At 68.6% G+C, this 15456-nt stretch carries 13 protein-coding genes and 1 pseudogene; 4 read left to right on the plus strand and 10 right to left on the minus strand.

Annotation, left to right across the window (positions count from 1 at the left end; translation table 11 throughout):
* Positions 1–203: 203 nt before the first annotated feature.
* Positions 204–1347, minus strand: a pseudogene (locus AB0M29_RS43790) (transposase); the annotation flags it as partial.
* A gap of 17 nt (positions 1348–1364) precedes the next feature.
* Here AB0M29_RS43790 and tnpA point away from each other — a divergent pair.
* The gene (tnpA, locus tag AB0M29_RS43795; protein ID WP_365393106.1) at positions 1365–1805 is read left to right on the plus strand and encodes an IS200/IS605 family transposase; all 441 of its coding nucleotides are present in this window, start codon (positions 1365–1367) and stop codon (positions 1803–1805) included.
* 1208 nt (positions 1806–3013) lie between these two features.
* Here the strand turns inward: tnpA and AB0M29_RS43800 are convergent.
* The 8 genes from AB0M29_RS43800 to AB0M29_RS43835 all read right to left on the minus strand — a co-directional run bounded on the left by AB0M29_RS43800 (position 3014) and on the right by AB0M29_RS43835 (position 10179).
* Entirely contained in the window at positions 3014–3430 is a 417-nt protein-coding gene (locus tag AB0M29_RS43800; RefSeq protein ID WP_365393108.1) for a hypothetical protein, read from the minus strand.
* Between the two features lie 131 nt (positions 3431–3561).
* The gene (locus tag AB0M29_RS43805) at positions 3562–4356 is read right to left on the minus strand and encodes a bacteriocin fulvocin C-related protein (RefSeq protein WP_365393110.1); all 795 of its coding nucleotides are present in this window, start codon (positions 4354–4356) and stop codon (positions 3562–3564) included.
* Positions 4353–6155: an ABC transporter ATP-binding protein gene (locus AB0M29_RS43810; protein ID WP_365393113.1), complete on the minus strand. Its 1803-nt coding sequence runs from the start codon at positions 6153–6155 to the stop codon at positions 4353–4355. Before AB0M29_RS43810 ends, AB0M29_RS43805 begins: the two co-directional genes overlap by 4 nt.
* A gap of 8 nt (positions 6156–6163) precedes the next feature.
* Positions 6164–7393, minus strand: a complete 1230-nt coding sequence (locus tag AB0M29_RS43815; protein ID WP_365393116.1) for a cupin domain-containing protein — start codon at positions 7391–7393, stop codon at positions 6164–6166.
* A 119-nt stretch (positions 7394–7512) separates the two neighbouring features.
* Positions 7513–7677: a hypothetical protein gene (locus AB0M29_RS43820; RefSeq protein ID WP_365393119.1), complete on the minus strand. Its 165-nt coding sequence runs from the start codon at positions 7675–7677 to the stop codon at positions 7513–7515.
* A 145-nt stretch (positions 7678–7822) separates the two neighbouring features.
* Complete coding sequence (locus tag AB0M29_RS43825; RefSeq protein ID WP_365393122.1) at positions 7823–7996, minus strand: hypothetical protein; 174 nt, start codon at positions 7994–7996, stop codon at positions 7823–7825.
* Positions 7997–8186: 190 nt separating this feature from the next.
* Complete coding sequence (locus AB0M29_RS43830) at positions 8187–9083, minus strand: helix-turn-helix domain-containing protein (protein WP_365393125.1); 897 nt, start codon at positions 9081–9083, stop codon at positions 8187–8189.
* Between the two features lie 802 nt (positions 9084–9885).
* The gene (locus AB0M29_RS43835; RefSeq protein WP_365393127.1) at positions 9886–10179 is read right to left on the minus strand and encodes a hypothetical protein; all 294 of its coding nucleotides are present in this window, start codon (positions 10177–10179) and stop codon (positions 9886–9888) included.
* A gap of 217 nt (positions 10180–10396) precedes the next feature.
* On the opposite strand from AB0M29_RS43835, the gene AB0M29_RS43840 reads away from it, so the two are divergent.
* The 3 genes from AB0M29_RS43840 (at position 10397) to AB0M29_RS43850 (ending at position 12470) form a co-directional block, all read left to right on the plus strand.
* The gene (locus tag AB0M29_RS43840; protein ID WP_365393130.1) at positions 10397–10747 is read left to right on the plus strand and encodes a hypothetical protein; all 351 of its coding nucleotides are present in this window, start codon (positions 10397–10399) and stop codon (positions 10745–10747) included.
* A gap of 327 nt (positions 10748–11074) precedes the next feature.
* Complete coding sequence (locus tag AB0M29_RS43845) at positions 11075–11638, plus strand: hypothetical protein (RefSeq protein ID WP_365393133.1); 564 nt, start codon at positions 11075–11077, stop codon at positions 11636–11638.
* A 358-nt stretch (positions 11639–11996) separates the two neighbouring features.
* Complete coding sequence (locus tag AB0M29_RS43850) at positions 11997–12470, plus strand: hypothetical protein (RefSeq protein WP_365393136.1); 474 nt, start codon at positions 11997–11999, stop codon at positions 12468–12470.
* A gap of 493 nt (positions 12471–12963) precedes the next feature.
* Here the strand turns inward: AB0M29_RS43850 and AB0M29_RS43855 are convergent, their stop codons facing one another.
* The gene (locus AB0M29_RS43855; protein WP_365393139.1) at positions 12964–14919 is read right to left on the minus strand and encodes an N-acetylmuramoyl-L-alanine amidase; all 1956 of its coding nucleotides are present in this window, start codon (positions 14917–14919) and stop codon (positions 12964–12966) included.
* Between the last annotated feature and the right edge of the window lie 537 nt (positions 14920–15456).

Raw genomic sequence — 15456 nt, forward strand, 5'->3', positions numbered from 1 at the left:
GGCCGGCTCACACCCGTCGAGTACGAGACCGTCATGACCACACAGGCCCTCCAGGCCGCGTGACCAAACCTGTCACCCAACCCTGCACCAGACCCTAGGTCAACTTGACCCGGCCCTAGAGGACCGGGCTTGGAGGTAGTGCCCAACTGGCTGCTGGGTTGGCTCCTCCGTCCAGACACCCCTATGGGGTGGCAGGGACGCGGTGACTCACGCCCCGCATTCCACACGGTCTCGCGACGGGTGGCGATGTTGTGGGAAGCGTTCCGGTCGGCGTGGGCAACGACCCCGCACCCCCGGCAGATGAAAAGACCCTGGTCGACACGGTTGCGCTTGTCGACGTGGCCGCACTCGGCGCACGTCTGCGACGTGTACGCGGGATCGACGAAGACCAGGGGCACACCGGCCCACTTGGCCTTGTAGACGATGAAGCCTGCGAGCTGGGCGAAGGCCCAGGAGCGGAGTGCGACCCGTTGGGGCTTGCGGAGCCGTACCCTCTGCCGGATTCCCTTGAGTTCTTCCAGGGAGATTCCAGCGGAGGTGCGTTCAGCCTCGGTCACGATCGTCTTGGCGATGATGTGGTTGGTGTTCTTGGCGTGCCGCTGCTCACGTCGGGATCGCTGTTTCAACCGGCGCTTGGCGGACTTGGTGTGCTTCTTCTGGAGCTTGGCCCGCAGGGCGAGCTGACGCTTGCGGTAGCGGTTGAGGCCACGCCCGGCAGCCTGGTAGCCGGTGGAGGCGGTGGCGATGTTGACGATGCCGAGGTCCACCCCGATGAAGCCGTCCGGCTCGTAAGCCTAGGCTCGGGGACCTCGCAGGTGGCGATCAGGTAGAAGACGCCGTCACGCTCGACCAGGTCCGCTTCGCCCTTGCGGTACTCGCGGAGCGTCTTGAGCGCATCGGCGGAGCAGACGAACCGGACGTTCTTGATGCGTCCGGACGTGGTCCAGAACGAAACCGCCTGCGCGTCGTACTGCCAGCTCAAGCACCGGTCGTCATACGACTGCGCCGCGTCGCGGCGGAACGTGATCGGCTTGGACTCCGCCTTGATCCGGCGCTTCGACTTCGGCTTGCCGAGGTTTCCGGCACGGATGTTGGCGTGCAGCGTCGTGTACGCGTCGCGCACCTTCTTGATCACGTGCTGCGCGGCCTGCGCCCCAAGCCCTTCGGCCTTGAGACGCGAGTACGTGTGCTTGCGCAGCTCGTACTCACGCGGCACGCCGTGGGCGAACGCCACTCGCAGACCCAGCACGCCAGGTCATTGACCGTGCGCAGGGTGGAGCGCAGCGCGGCGGCCTGGTCGGCCTCCGGCATCAGCTTCACCTGCGTCACGATCTTCACGTCGGGCATCGCAATACAGGTGATCTATGTCACCTCGCTGGGAGCCAAACCCCAACATCCACAGGGGCCGCACGGTCGTCTACACCCTCCACGCACACTTGGTCTTCACGCCCAAGTACCGGCGCGGCCCGTTCACCGACGAGATCCTTACGCTCTGCGAAGAGATCATGCGGGCCGTATGCGCCGACTTCGAAACCGAACTGGTGGAGTTCAACGGCGAACACGATCACGTCCACCTGCTCGTGTACTACCCGCCCAAGGTCGCCATCTCCCGCCTGGTCGGCTCCCTCAAGGGCGTCTCAGCCCGCAGGCTCCACCAGGAGTTCCCCGGCCATATCCGCAAATACCTGTGGGGGGCGCACTTCTGGTCGCCCTCGTACTTCGCGGCGAGCTGTGGTGGCGCCCCGCTATCAATCATCAAGGAGTACATCGAACAGCAGAAACACCCGTCGCAGCCCGCCGGTTAGAGCAGTCCAGAGAAGCGACTCCTCCCAGGCCCGAAGGGCCCAGGGTTCCTCGCTAGATCCTGCTGAAAGACCCGGCGAAGCGTGCCTCGGGCGGTCCGGCGCGTGGCCCAACGAGGGGGTCCCGCGCATGACCTGTCACATCTACTGGCTTCCGGCGCCCGGGCCGCAGGCCGTGTGCACGCGGCGATGCCCGCGCTGTCCGCCGCAATCGCCACATACGACGTGCCCGATGACGGCCCGGTGCGCGGCATCAGCGAGCTGCGGACCGCGGTCGCCGCTGCTGGGATCGCAGAAGCAACCTTCCTCGAGCAGGAAGCGCGGGGAAGGTCGCGTAGAGGGCGGCATGGAGGTGCTGTCCGAAGGCGCTCAGGGTCTGGGCTTCGAGGCGTTCGGCTTCCCGGCAGGCGAGGTCGAGTTCGGCCAGCAACCCTAGGGTTCTGACCCCATGGCTTCCTCGACCCGCGGGGTTTGCTGGAGCTGGGGAAGGGCGAATAGGTCGCGAAGCCGGACTGCGTCAGCGTCAAGCAGTCTGGTACGTCCGCCTGCTACGAGGGGTCGGCCAGGCGACCGGCCTCTTCCGCCGAGGCGGAGGCGGCTTCGGGGCCCTACATGACCGAGCGGACGAAGAGCCGCACGGCCATAGGACTGGAGCGCGAGCGTAACGCGGCACGGCCACCGTCATCCCGCTGCTGCTCCCGGGCACGGACTTCATGGATCTTGAGGACGGTGGCCGAACCCGGGTTCGCACCGCCTCGCTGCCCCCGCGGAGCGACGGCAGCGAGACCTCGGCCGCGGACCCCTCACCGCTTCAGGCCGACGAACCGGCCATCCCACCATCCACCCGGCTCGCCCTGGACCAGGCCAGTGTCAGCCCCGGCCCGGCCACCGCACCAGCGCCAGAAGGACCTTCCGGTGGGTGAACCGCTCAGATGAACGAAAACCTCAAAGTGCTCTTGCTGTCGGCTCCTGGCCTTCGCCCTGCCGGGTGCCTCGGTGCTGTGGGGCGCCGTGGTGCTCGCGCTGGGCGCCGCGCTGTACGGCGTACGCCGGATGGCCACCCGCACGGCCCGCACGGCCGGCCCGTACGGTCCGGCGCGCCCGGTGGGAACGACGAGGCCCCGGCGCCCTTCACGGCGTCGGGGCCCTTGCCGACGGTCGCCCTACAGTCGCCCTCCGACGGACGGGACCCGCGCGCCGCCGAGGACAGGTCAGTTATAGGTGACCCAGCCCGTGTCGTACGGGTTGACCTGCCCGAGTAGCGCGTAGCCGTTGTAGTTGAGGATGTTGAACTCCTCGCAGCCGCCGTTGTTGAAGCTGATGTGGGTCCCGGTCGTCGTCCAGCCGGTGTTGACGTCCTGAAGCGTCGCGTTGGTGTCGCCCTGGTCGGCCACATGGACGTCGACCCAGACCCGCTGGGCGGAGCCGGTGTAGTTGCAGATCAGGAAGTACCGCTGGTTGTTCGCGTCGTTCTGCAGGAAGAGGTGCCACCCGCCCGTGGTCGACGGGTCCGGGTTGCCGACGGCAGCGCTCGCGGACCCGCTGAGACCGAGGGTGGCGCCGCCGGCCAGGGCGACGGAGGCGGCCGTGAGGGCGGTGAGGCGCTTGGTCTTCTTCAGTTTCAGCATGGGTGTGCTTCTCCTTGTGTGAGTGAAAGCCCCGGTGAGGAGCCTGGGACATGCCCTGTGCTCGTCCGTTGTGGTGTACTCGTCCGCGCGCGGGGGCGGGCGGCCCCCGGCCCTGCGCGCGGAGCCCGCGGTCATCCCGTCCGCCCGGCCTGCTGTGAGCGCACTCGGCCGAGTCCGAGCAGCAACCGGGCGGGCTTGGGATCCTGGAAGACCGCGACGGTATCGGTGCGCAGTTCGGCCAGCCTTTCGTCCAGAGTCGCGTCGGGAGCTCGGTCCTCGGTGAACAGCCGCTCGTCGTGGGCGAGTTCGATGGCCCGGTCGAAGACGTCGCGCTGTTCCTCGGTGAGCGACCCGCAGGCTGCCCTGGCGCGCCGCAGTGCCTCGATCCAGAGGTGGCTGCGCACGTCGGGTGGTGACTCGGCGAAGATCGCGCGCTGGTAGGCGACGGGGCGCTCGGTTACCTGGTCGTATGCGCGCGGGAGTGCGTCCCGATGCGCTGCGGCCCACTCGGCGGCCGCGTCGTTCTCCCGGGCTGCGGCGAGGGGGGCCTTCCCGGTCAGCAGCAGTCGGGTGGCGACCAGTGCTCCCGCTGCCAGCCCCCATGGGGTGCCGGTGTTCTCCCCCCGCCTCAGTCGGCCCAGCGCTTTGACCACCGCGAGGGTATGCCGCACCCCCAGCCGCTGCAGCAGGGGCAGCGCCATCGCAGGGCCCCTCCAGGCGCGCACGTCGTCGCCGCTCACGCGGAGCAGCGTCGGTGCCCACGGCGCCCGCTCTCCCAGGGCTATGGCGCGCAGGCGGCGTACGTCGGGGCGGTCGAGCGGCACCACACGCAGCCGTCCGGCGCTGGCCTGGGCGACCTCCCGGGAGATCGCCCGGCAGGTGCCGCAGGTGGCGTCGTAGGCGAGCAGGAACTCGGCGTCGGTCATAGGGGTGCCTCCGTCATCTGTTCCATGGCTCGGCCGTCACGGGCCAGCAGCCGTGCGTAGTACCCCTGCCGGGCCACCAGTTCGTCGTGGGTGCCCTGTTCAACGATCCGGCCGCGGTCGAGCGCGATGATCTGGTCGGCTTCGCGGACTGTGGAGAGCCGGTGGGCGATGGTGATGGTCGTGCGGCCGGCCCGGAGTCGGTCCAGTGCCTGCTGTACGGAGCGCTCGGTCCGGGTGTCCAGGGCGCTGGTGGCCTCGTCCAGGACGAGCACGCGAGGGTCGCGCAGCATAGTGCGGGTGATGGCCAGCCGCTGTTTCTCGCCTCCGGAGAAGCGGTAGCCGCGCTCGCCGACGACCGTGTCGTAGCCGTCCGGCAGAGACTCGATCAGGTCATGGATCTGCGCCGCCCGGCTCGCCGCGATGACCTCGTCGGCCGTCGCTTGCGGCCGGGCGAACCGGAGGTTGTCGCCGATCGTGGTGTGGAACAGGTGGGTCTCCTGGGAGACGACGGAGACGATCGAGGCGAGGTCGGCGAGGTCGAAATCGCGCAGGTCGGTGCCGTCGAGGGTGATCCGGCCCGCGGTGACGTCGTAGAGCCGCGGTACGAGGTAGCCGAGGGTGGTCTTGCCCGCGCCGGTGGCCCCGACCACGGCCAAGTGGCTGCCGGCCGGCACGTCCAGGGTGATGCCGGACAGTGCCGACCGGTCGCCGTAGCTGAAGTCCACGTTCTCGAACCGGAGATGGCCGCGCGGCTCGGTCAACCTGACTGGCCGGACCGCCTCGGGCAACTCGATCGGCAGGTCCAGGTACTCGAAGATCCGCTCGAACAGTGCCAGCGAGCTCTGCAGCGTGATCCCGACACCGAGCAGCGAGACCGTCGGGCCGAACAGGCCCTGCTGCAAGCTGGTGAACGCGACCAAGGTGCCGACGGAAACCGCCAGATGATGGTTCCGCTCGGTGAAGCCGGCGGTGCAGTAGACCACGATCGGCATCGCACCCATGATGATCTGCATCAGCACCGCGCGCCAACGGCCGGCCATCGACGACCGGATCGTCAGGCTGGTCAACTCACCGGACTGCCGGGTGAACTGCTCGACCAGGGTGTCGGTGCGTCCCATCACCCTGCCGAGCAGGAACCCGCTCACCGACAGCGACTCCTCCACCAGCACCGACAGCCGGGCCTGCTGCTCCTGCCTCTGGCGCACGAAGACCCGGCGCTGGTCGCCGACATTGCGGCTGATCAGCGCGAAAAGCGGCACCATCAGCAGGGACAGCAGGGTCATCCGCCAGTCCAGGGCCAGCATCGCGACCAGGCTGGCCACTACGGTGGTGACGTTGCCGACGATGCTGCCGGTGAGCGTGGTGATCACCGCACCCATGCCGCCGATGTCGTTGGAGATCCGGGACTGCACCTCCCCCGTGCGGGTCCGGGTGAAGAACGCCAGTGGCATCCGCTGCAGATGGGCGTACACAGCGATCCGCAGGTCATTCATCATGTTCTCGCCGACGCCCAGGGACAGATACGCCTGCCAGACCCCGATCGCCTGGGAGGCCAGCATCAGCGCCAGCATGCCGGCCGCCAGCACCGCCAGCAGACCGGTCCGCCCCTGCGGCAGCGCCTGATCGAGGATCGCGCGCAACAGGAACGGCGGCAACATGCCCAATACCGCCGAGCCTGCGATCAGCACCAGCACGACGGCGAGCCGGGTCCGGTAGGGATGGAACAGTCGGATGATCCGGCGCAAAGGCACATGCCCGCTGCCGGGGACCGCCTTGCCGGACTCGGGTGCGGTGGCCATGGAGACGCTCACCGGAGGGTGAGGAAGCCTTCGCCCAGCAGCGTCCGGACCAGGGTCCGACGGCCGGGCCCGTCCAGGTCTCCCGGGATCGCACCCTCGGTGAACCAGTCCGCGCGCTCGGCCACGAAACGCACCTCGTCGGCGACCGCGGCGGGGAACCGCACCGCCTTGTTGTGGAACTGCAGGCTGGCCACGCCCTCCTCAACGGTGAGCAGCCACTGCACTCCAGGACGGCGACGGACCTCGGTGTCGGCAGCGAGGTGCGGCAGGCCCTCCAGGTCCCACAGGTGATGCCGTAGCTGCGGGCTGCTGATCGAGGCCGCCCGCTCCGCGGCACCGGCTGTCAGCGCGACCGGGTCCAGCACCTCACGCAGTGCGTCGATGAGTTCCTCGAGCTGCTGCTGCGCCCGGACGCGGGTCGCCGCGTCGCGGGCGAAGCCGACCGGCAGCGAACCGCGGAACCGTACGTCCTGGTCGAAGAGTCTGGACAGCCCGTCGCTGAGTACCTGGGAGGCCAGTACGGGGTGCAGGCCGAGGGTGACGTGCAGCGAGGCGGTCTCGTTCGCGGCGGCGGAGTGGTACGTCCCGCGCGGCAGATAGAGCAGATCGCCGCTGCGCAGCTCGAACTCCCGGGTCGGCTCCGGCCCGGGCTTCGACTTGTCGTGCGGGTGGTTGTGCAACGGCAGGTGGTAGTCCGCCTCGGTGGTGCGCCATACCTTGCTGCCGTAGACCTGGGCGACGAAGACGTCATGCGTGTCGTAGTGTGCCTTGAACCCCTGGGAGCGCGGCGGTGTCAGGTAGATGTTCGACTGGACCCGCAGGCCCAGTTCGGCGCCGAGCGCGGACGCGGACCGTGAAAGCGACGGCCAGCGCTCCTGGAGCGAGTTGATCACGACGGTGGAGCCCGCCCGGTACCGCTGATAGAGCGCCTCCAGCGAGTTGACGCGGTGGTTCCGGCCCGGCCCGTGGGCCAGGTCCGTTACCGGAGTCTCCTTGCCGTCCACCACGACCCGGATGTCGTTGAGCTCGGCTCCAGCGAGCGTGAGGATCTCGTCGACAGCGTCCAGGGTGAGCAGCTCGCCGTAGTATTCCCCGTCGTCGCGCTGGACCAGCAGTGGCCTGCGTTCCCAGTACGTCTGCAAGAACTCGTCCACAGGCGTGGGAGCGAGCAACCGCGCCAGTTCGGGCATCGGATAGGCGGGCGCGGTGGTGACTGCGCTGGGCAGCAGGTCGGTCATGTCAGGTCCTTCCGAAGGGGCTGGTGAGTGCCGTAAGCCCGATCCCGTGCCGGTCACCGGGCCGGGCGGAACGCCGGCCCGGTGACCCGGGCCGGCGCCGGTACCGCATGGGTCAGACCTCAGCAGCGGGCGCCGCTGTTGGTGTCGTCCCAGCCGTCGTACAGGCCGGAGTCGTTGGCGTTGTTGTCGTCCCACGGACCCCAACTGCAGTCGAACGGGCTGACGACGGTGCTGCTGTTGGTGGTGACGGTGATGTCACTGGCCTCAAGCGACTTGGTGGTCATCTCGTACTCCTCCCTCGTGATGCGGGGTCGACCGTGGTCGGCCCCGCAACCGGTTGACGTTTGTCAGACTTGCCGAGCTGCGGGCCGAGCGTCTTGCACGAAACCGACCTGGGTTTCCGGACGACGTGCTACCGCGGCTCCGACGTCAGCAGGTGCTGCGGTCGGAGTCGTCCACGAACAGCCCCGGCCAGTCAGAACCGCCGGAGTCGTTCGCATCGTTGTCGTCGGCGTAGCCGTAGCCGCAGTCGAACGGACTGACGACAAGACCGCTGCCGTTGCTGACCGTGATGTCACTGGCGTCAAGCGACTTGGCAGACATCCCGTGCTCCTTTCTCGTGGTGCGGGAAAGCCCTGCCGGTCTCCCGCTGGTTGGTGGCTGCCAGCGTGGTCGACCCCGGCATGAGCGTCTTGCACAAAATCGACTCACCGATCGATGAGGGCCACGGCTGTCGGAGCGTTCATGCCGACGAGCCGGGGAGTGAGCAGCACGGGTTCAGAACTGCCTCGCCCTAAGGAAGCAGTGCGCTGCTGGGGTGACCCATCGCATGGTCCAGCCACTCGTCCGGAGCGGACCGGGCGCGCGCGTTGGAGAAGCGGTTCGGGGTGCATCCGGCCATCCGCTTGAAGGTGCGGTACAAGTGCGGCTGGTCGAAGAAGCCGGCGGCAAGCGCGGCTTCGGCCCAGGGAAGGCCGCCCTCGTTGAGTCGCATGGCCCGCTGCAGGCGCAGGACTTGCGCCATGCCCTTCGGTGACGGCCCGATCTGCTGGCGGAACCGGCGCTCCAGTTGGCGACTGCTCCAACCGACCGCACCGGCCAGGGCAGACACCCGCACCTGGCCATGGGTGCGGCGTAACTCGCCGCAGACCCAGTCGACTTCGGGGTTGCCGGGCGGACGGGCAGCCATCCGGGCCGCCAACTCCCCATCCATCAGGGCGAATCGTGCGGTCCAGTCCCGGCAGTCCGCCAGTCGTTCGGTCAGCGTGGTCACCAGCGAGGAGCCCAGTAGCCGGGCCGGGTGGACCACAAGTTCCGACCAGTCGGACATCGGCACGCCGAAGAACCGGTAGGCCGCCTGCGGAGTCATCAGCACGGTCAGGCACCGGACTGCGGCGCGGCGCTCGGCAACCAGTGCGGTGGTACGGGCCGCGGTGAGCAAGGAAGCACCCGTGACCGCCCGTTCAGGGGACACGGCGTCCACCAAACGCACTGGGGCGCCGAAGCCGAACGTCAGCCGGACGACTCCGTCCGGAATCAGGAGCCGACGGCGCGGTGGGCACGGCCCCGCTTCGAACGCCCGGTAGCCGAGTACCTGGCCCTGGAGCGCGACTGCCGACGGGTGGCCGAGCAGGGCAGGTATGCCACCATCGCGCTGCTGGCGCATGGCAAGGGCAGGGGTCCACTGCATTAAGAATCCTCCGATGCGTGGTGCCTTCCGGTCTTGAGCCAAAGGAGCAGATGGTGATGGGACCGTCGCGGCGGGAGGTGCCCCGCGGGGCCGGTGTCGACAGGCGGTGAGAGTTGACGCCGTAGCTGCCAAGTTGCCGCCTCGAGGCTGTGGCCACGCTGTTCCGCGGATCGACTTCGGCAGGAGTGTCCGGATGGCTGGCTGGGATGGGCTGACAACGAACAACACGTCGACGAAGACGGGCGACGGCGCCGGGAGGCCCTCCGGAGCCGTCAGGTGCCCGGACCAGCCGTGTTGGCCGGGATGAGCTGAGCTCGCAAGGGGTGACTGCCTACATGCGTGGGGGCAGACCCTCTCTCGCTCGCGCTCCTCAGCTGCCGAAGTTCGGGCCCCGGGGGGATGAGACCGTAGCGATCGTGTGGGACCCGGGCTGGGGTGACCAGGCAGTACGACCGGAGGAACAACCGGCAGTTTCCCCGGCAGAAGGCCTGGTTCCGGCGGCGCGCCGAGTTACCGGCTCCTCCCACGGCAATCGGACCCGCCGTCGAGAAGGCACACTGTCAGCTACGCGCTCCTGCTCGCCGCCCTGCTCACCGTGCAGGCGTCATTCCACAAGTCTGCGCCTGCTGCAGTTCGTGTCACCGGCAGAGCCGCCTCCGTTGCCTGAGTCGCCAGCGACCACGGCCATCCACCAACCGCCACTGCTGCCTTGACCGAATGTTTCAATGCTCCCCTTCCGTTGCGCGGAAACGAGTCAATGACCTGACCCCGTGACGCTACGGACATGGATCCGCTAACCGTCCTAGATGCGTCCTAGTACGAGGTCGGCCAGGGGGTCGGCCCAGCGGATGTACTTGTTGCGGCTCAGGTCACCCACCGTGGTAGTGGGCAGGGCCACGAGGGCCTCGCCGTGCTTGTCGGAGAGTCCCTGCAGGGGCCCATCGGCGCGTCGCGTCGAGGGCGGCCATGCAGGCGTCGGTCCGCAGGTCCAGTCATCGTCGGCCTGCTCATCAAGACCGGCAGAAGGATCAGCGAGATCACCCTGCTCGACTTCGACCCGATCGTCGCCATCGCCTTCCCCTACCCGGATGGCCACGTGCACGACTCCGCGCTTCATGGCCGACCAGAACCGAGCCGGCACGCAGGACGGGTCTAGGACGGATCTAGGACGATGACTCCTAGCCTCGAGGATATTCGCCAACGTGACTGGCGGAACAGAGTCTGTGCCCTGGCCGGGCGTCAGGGGGCATCTGACCGCCGAAGAGTGGCAACGGGACCGGCCTCGCGAGGGCCGGAGGAGTCAAGGAGTCCCCATGAAGTTCACCCGAAAGCTGGCAGCCTCCGCCATGGCTGCCGGCCTCACCACCGTTGGCTTCGTCGCTGCGACCCCGGCCAGCGCCACGGTCGTGAACTCCTCGTGCAACCTGTCGTCCGTCGTCAGGGTTGACTACAACCGCGACAGCGGCCACTACTGCTACGTCTGGGACGGCAATAGGAGCTCCAACACAGGGTGGATGAACATCTCGGAAGCCGACGAGGTGTGCTCGGTCAGCTACACGGGGTACGTGGAGGACATCTCGGGAGGCCACCACTACTTCAGCCGAGGCCATTGCACCACCCTTGGCGGGGCGCACCTCCAGCTGATCGTCTTCGACGGCAACTGAGGTGTAACGGGCCGGGTGCCCATGGCCAAACACAGAGGCTCCAGGCAGGCGCCGGGGCGTGCGGCCGAGTTGTTGAGCCGGGAGCGGGTGGCCAGTCATCCACGACGCCCCCTGTGAAGCCGTGTCCACTCCCAGCCCCCGTCCAGGAGCGGGGTGTACGGAATCGTGCGGGAGACACGACGTCATCAAGCCATCTCAGGCAGTCTCTGTCCAGCGCTACGCGAGGAGTCGACCTCCACAGACGCATCCGCTTCACGGCGGCACGTTCCACCAGGGCCGAACGCACGATCCCGTGGCACCTCACACCTGAATCACCCTGGAGGACCGATGAAACGCACGAGCCGCACCATGAAGGCAATGCTCAAGTCCGGGCTCGCTGTGGCCGCCATGACCGCTGTCACCGTCGCGGCTCTGCCGGGAAACGCCTACGCCTCGATCTGGACTGAGAACCAGCAGTTGGGCCTTCGCGCCCTCAGCGCAGATGGCGGCCAATGCATCATGGCCGACTATCGCGGCAGTTTCATGGACTTCTGCAACATGTGGGGCAACGCGCTGAACTGGAACCTCGAGTCTGTCTACCCCGACGCGCCGAACCACGCCTACGCCAACGTCCGGATCCGCAGCTCCAACCTGAACAAGTGCCTCACGGTCTTGAACACCGTCGGCCCGGGCGGGTTCGGCAACGAGGTGTCTCCGCGCACCTGCGATGGCTCGCCTGCCCAGGAGTGGGCCAGCACCCGCAGCGCGGATGGCTACCTCAACTACTTCAACTTCCAATACCGAGTGTGCCTTGACGGCGGCTACGGGGACACCTACGGGTACCCGGAGGAAGGCTGCAACGCACACGGCGAAAACCACTACCAGGACTGGTACTTCCTCCCCGCCGCCTGAAACCACTTTCATCCTGTGCTGCACGATTGAAAGAGGCTGGTCAGCGAGGTAGTGGCACGGCCGAGCCCCTCGTCGTCGGTGTGGTGATCTCACTGATCACGTCAGCGACCGAGGGGCTCTGTTGGTTCCGTATCGTTCCATGCTCGACGTCCCGCTGTCGGCGTACTCATCAATGTGGCTCTGGCAAGATTTTCGTAGTCGGAGATCGTCTCGATGGCACGGTTAGCTAGGCCCCCTGTGTACGGGTTCGGCCTCTACATCGGCACAGCGTTTACGGTTTCCCCATTTTCAGGCGTAGGCGGTGGTGTTCGGGGATCCTGTTGAGGCATCTGTGAAAGCTACTGCAAGGAGACCCCCAGTGCGCCGCCCGACCCGGAAAGCCTTCGCCGCCCTCATCGCCGCAGCCGGCCTCGCTCTCCCCCTCCTCACCCCCACACCCGCCTCGGCTGCCACCGCCACCAGCCGCTTCGCGAACTACCGCTACGGTGACTGCCTGCGCGAGACAGACGAAACCGGCCTCCAGGGCGACCGCTGCACCAGCGGACGCGGCAGCATCCTGTGGCATTGGAACGGCAGCCTCAACACCAGCACCACTCTCAAGAACTACACTTGGGACCGCTGCCTCGACAGCAATGACGGGGGCGACGTCTACCCCCTGAGCTGTAACGGCGGCTCCTACCAGAAGTGGCGCACCGTCCAGCCCGCCGCCCGCAGCGCCATCATGCTCCAAAGCGTCGGCACGGGCCGCTGCCTCTACCAGCAGGACAACGGCTACTACCGCACTGCCAGCTGCGACCGAAACGCCCAGAACCAGCGCTTCACCATCGGCTGATCTACCGGGCGGCCAAGGCGCAGGGTGCCGTGTTCGTCGCCATCGAACGCGAAGGGCAGCGTTGGACCAGGCGGACGGCTGACCGCCGGCCAGGGCCACAGCGTCGACGACGCCGTGAACGAGGCCCTGCGGGCCGCCATCGTTCACCTGGTCCACGAGCGGCATGCCAGCGCGGACGCCCACGCGGGCCCGGTCTACTTCATGCTGCACGACGTGCCGCGCGAGGAGCAGGCCCGCGAGCTCGCTGCCGCCTTTCACGTCGCCCTGTACGGGGACCTGCAACCACTGGCCCGCGCGGTGCCCGGCCACGTGGGGAAGCGCCCCCGGGCGTGCCGCCAGCACGTCCGGGGCCGCTCTCGCCGGGCCAGGCCGTTGGCCAACACCACGCCTGGTCAGGCAGGAGTGGAACTCGGGCACGCCGGTGGCCCGGCCGGGGCGTCGTCCTCCCCCGGCCGGGCCACCGCGGGCACCTGCGCTGCACGGCCCCGGGGTGTCAGCCCTTGGCGCCGCCGTGCTCCCAGTGACGGGTCGCCGGCGTCGCGGTGACGTCGGCGGAGTACACCAGCGCCACGCGGTGGTTGAACTGGATCGTGTACATCGTCTTCGCGCCGGTGACGACCGTGCCGCTGGACTTGAAGTAGTCCACCGTCGCGAATGGCGCGCGGGTCGCCACGTACGCCTGACCGGCGGGCAGGCTGTACATGCTCAGCGGGGCCTGCGTCGAGGCGCCCAGACCCGCCGGGTACTCCGAGGCGTCGGGGTAACTCGAACCGTACAGCGACACCGGAGTGCTGCCCGCGGTCTTGATGATCTTCACACCGTAGGCCCGCTTGGTGTTCCGGCCGCACGGGTTGAAGAACCACACCTTCGCGCCGCTGTACCAGATCGCGGTCCAGTCGCCCTGCTGGTCGGCGACCACGAACTGCTGGCCGGCCTCCGCCGTGCTGCCCCAGTCGCTGATCCGGTCGGTGCCCGCCCCCGTGCCGTGGATCGCCTGGTCACCGAAGAGCGGCGCCGACGCGTCCGGCGCGGTGCGCAGGAAGACGAAGTTGGACGCCTGCTGCTGGTCGGTGCATGCGGGCGTGGCACCCGTCGGGTCGTCGGCCGGGCAGACCTGCACGGTCTGGAGGTTGCCGGCGAAGGGCGGGTCGATGGTCACGACCGAGCCCACGGGCGCGGCGCCGCGGGCGCCGGACAGCGGCGCGCCGAGCAGCCGCATGAAGTGGTCCCAGTCCCAGCGCGGTCCCGGGTCCCAGTGCATCCCGGCGACGTAGCTCGAGCCCGGCCCGGCGACGTCGCCATGGCCGACGATGTGCTGGCGGTCCAGCGGGATACCGAAGCGCTGCGCGAGGTACTTCACCAGATCAGCGGTGGCCTCGTACTGCGCCTCGGTGTACCAGGTGGCTCCCTGCGCGGCGTAGCCCTCGTGCTCGATGCCGACGGAGTGCAGGTTCGTGGAGTAGTTGCCCGCGTGGAAGGCGATGTCCTTCGTCGGCACCATCTGCGTCACCGCGCCGTCCGAGGAACGCATGACGTAGTGGGTCGCCACGTGGTTCGACGGGTTGGCCAGATCCGCTACGCCGGAGTCGTACGTGCCCTCCAGGTCGTGGATGACGATGGTGTCGATGGTGATGCCGTTGGCCGGGCGGTCGGCCACCTGGATGCCGGCCGGGGAGCCCGCGACGAACGTGCACTGCACGGTGGCCGGGCACTCGGTGGCGGTGTCGGCTGCCGGCGCCGACGTCAGGTGCAGCCGGGACACCTGGGCGGTGGCGGGACGCACTGCGGGCGAGGCGTCGAGCCGCAGTCGCTGGCCGTCCTGGGTCCGGCTGCCGACGCCGCCGCGGATCGTGCGGAACACGCGGTCGGCGAAGCCGGCCGCGCTCTGCCGCTGCGGGGACTGGCTGTACCGGGCGACCGCCCCGTACCACTGCGCCGGGTCGGCCGGCGCGCCGCCGGTCACCTGCCTCTCGTACGAGGCCAGCAGGGCCGCGCCGCCCCGGATGTTCGCCGCGGGGTCCTCGCGCAGCGTGTCCTCGGACAGGCCGGTGAGCTTCGCGGCGGCCCGCAGGGTGTGCAGCGCCGGGTCCGCGGCCATCGACGCCAGGTCACTGCGCCCGGCGGCGCCCGCGGCGCCGCCGGCCATCATCGCTGGGGTGACGTCGGTCAGGTGCATGGGACCGTAGCCGCCGTCGGCACTCGCCTGCACGCCGTGCGACTCCCAGGCCGACTCCTGGTAGGCCACGCCGAGCAGGACGTCGGCCGGGACGTGGTACTCCGCCCCCGCGGCGGCGAACTGCTGCTGGCGCGCGGTGTCCGCGGGGGACGCGGCATCGCCCGTGGTGCCAGCCTGCGCGGTGCTCGGCAACACGGCCAGGCCGCCGCCCGCAACCAGCGCGCCCAGCGCGATGGCGACGGTCAGGCGCCCTCGCTTCTTCCTCTTGTGCAAGGTACTGCTCCTTCGAAGGGGGAGGCAGAACGGATGAGAACGTCGAGTGCTCCGCACGCCGGATCGCGTCAGGAACCCCGCAACGGCACACGTCTCGACGGCTGTTCACACAATACGACCGCGTATTGCGTCGTCATCGTGGACGTCGGATCGACGTGCCGGGTTTCTCCGTTCTCAACTTTGTTACGGAGCAAAAAGTTGATGGCACATCAGGGGGGCCACGGCCCGGCGTTGCCCGCGCCTTCTGCCGCTGTCCGTGATCCGCCCGTTCATCAAGAAACGTCTGATGAGGCGGTGATCCCGGTGGAAGCCTGCGTCGCGCAGCCATGAGCATTTCCGTCCCAGCGCGCGGAATTGCGGAGCCCCGTCAGCGCGTCGCTTTCCAAAGGGCGGGGCGCCGTCCGGCGCCGGGGTCCGGAGTCTGGGTCAACTAGTAGCTGCCAGAACACGGCCCCCGGCAGCCGGTCGGGCCGGGCGGGCCCCCCGCGGCGCCGCGGCAACAGCGGGCGCCCGCGCCCACGATTTGAAACACCGAGG

It is taken from the genome of Streptomyces sp. NPDC051976, from assembly GCF_040680795.1.
Taxonomy (GTDB): Bacteria; Actinomycetota; Actinomycetes; order Streptomycetales; family Streptomycetaceae; genus Actinacidiphila.

Excerpts from the sequence above, each read along its gene's own strand:
- tnpA (WP_365393106.1), top strand. The coding sequence starts at position 1,365 with ATGTCACCTCGCTGGGAGCCAAACCCCAACATCCACAGGGGCCGCACG.
- AB0M29_RS43800 (WP_365393108.1), bottom strand. The coding sequence starts at position 3,430 with ATGCTGAAACTGAAGAAGACCAAGCGCCTCACCGCCCTCACGGCCGCC.
- AB0M29_RS43805 (WP_365393110.1), bottom strand. The coding sequence starts at position 4,356 with ATGACCGACGCCGAGTTCCTGCTCGCCTACGACGCCACCTGCGGCACC.
- AB0M29_RS43810 (WP_365393113.1), bottom strand. The coding sequence starts at position 6,155 with ATGGCCACCGCACCCGAGTCCGGCAAGGCGGTCCCCGGCAGCGGGCAT.
- AB0M29_RS43815 (WP_365393116.1), bottom strand. The coding sequence starts at position 7,393 with ATGACCGACCTGCTGCCCAGCGCAGTCACCACCGCGCCCGCCTATCCG.
- AB0M29_RS43820 (WP_365393119.1), bottom strand. The coding sequence starts at position 7,677 with ATGACCACCAAGTCGCTTGAGGCCAGTGACATCACCGTCACCACCAAC.
- AB0M29_RS43825 (WP_365393122.1), bottom strand. The coding sequence starts at position 7,996 with ATGTCTGCCAAGTCGCTTGACGCCAGTGACATCACGGTCAGCAACGGC.
- AB0M29_RS43830 (WP_365393125.1), bottom strand. The coding sequence starts at position 9,083 with ATGCAGTGGACCCCTGCCCTTGCCATGCGCCAGCAGCGCGATGGTGGC.
- AB0M29_RS43840 (WP_365393130.1), top strand. The coding sequence starts at position 10,397 with ATGAAGTTCACCCGAAAGCTGGCAGCCTCCGCCATGGCTGCCGGCCTC.
- AB0M29_RS43845 (WP_365393133.1), top strand. The coding sequence starts at position 11,075 with ATGAAACGCACGAGCCGCACCATGAAGGCAATGCTCAAGTCCGGGCTC.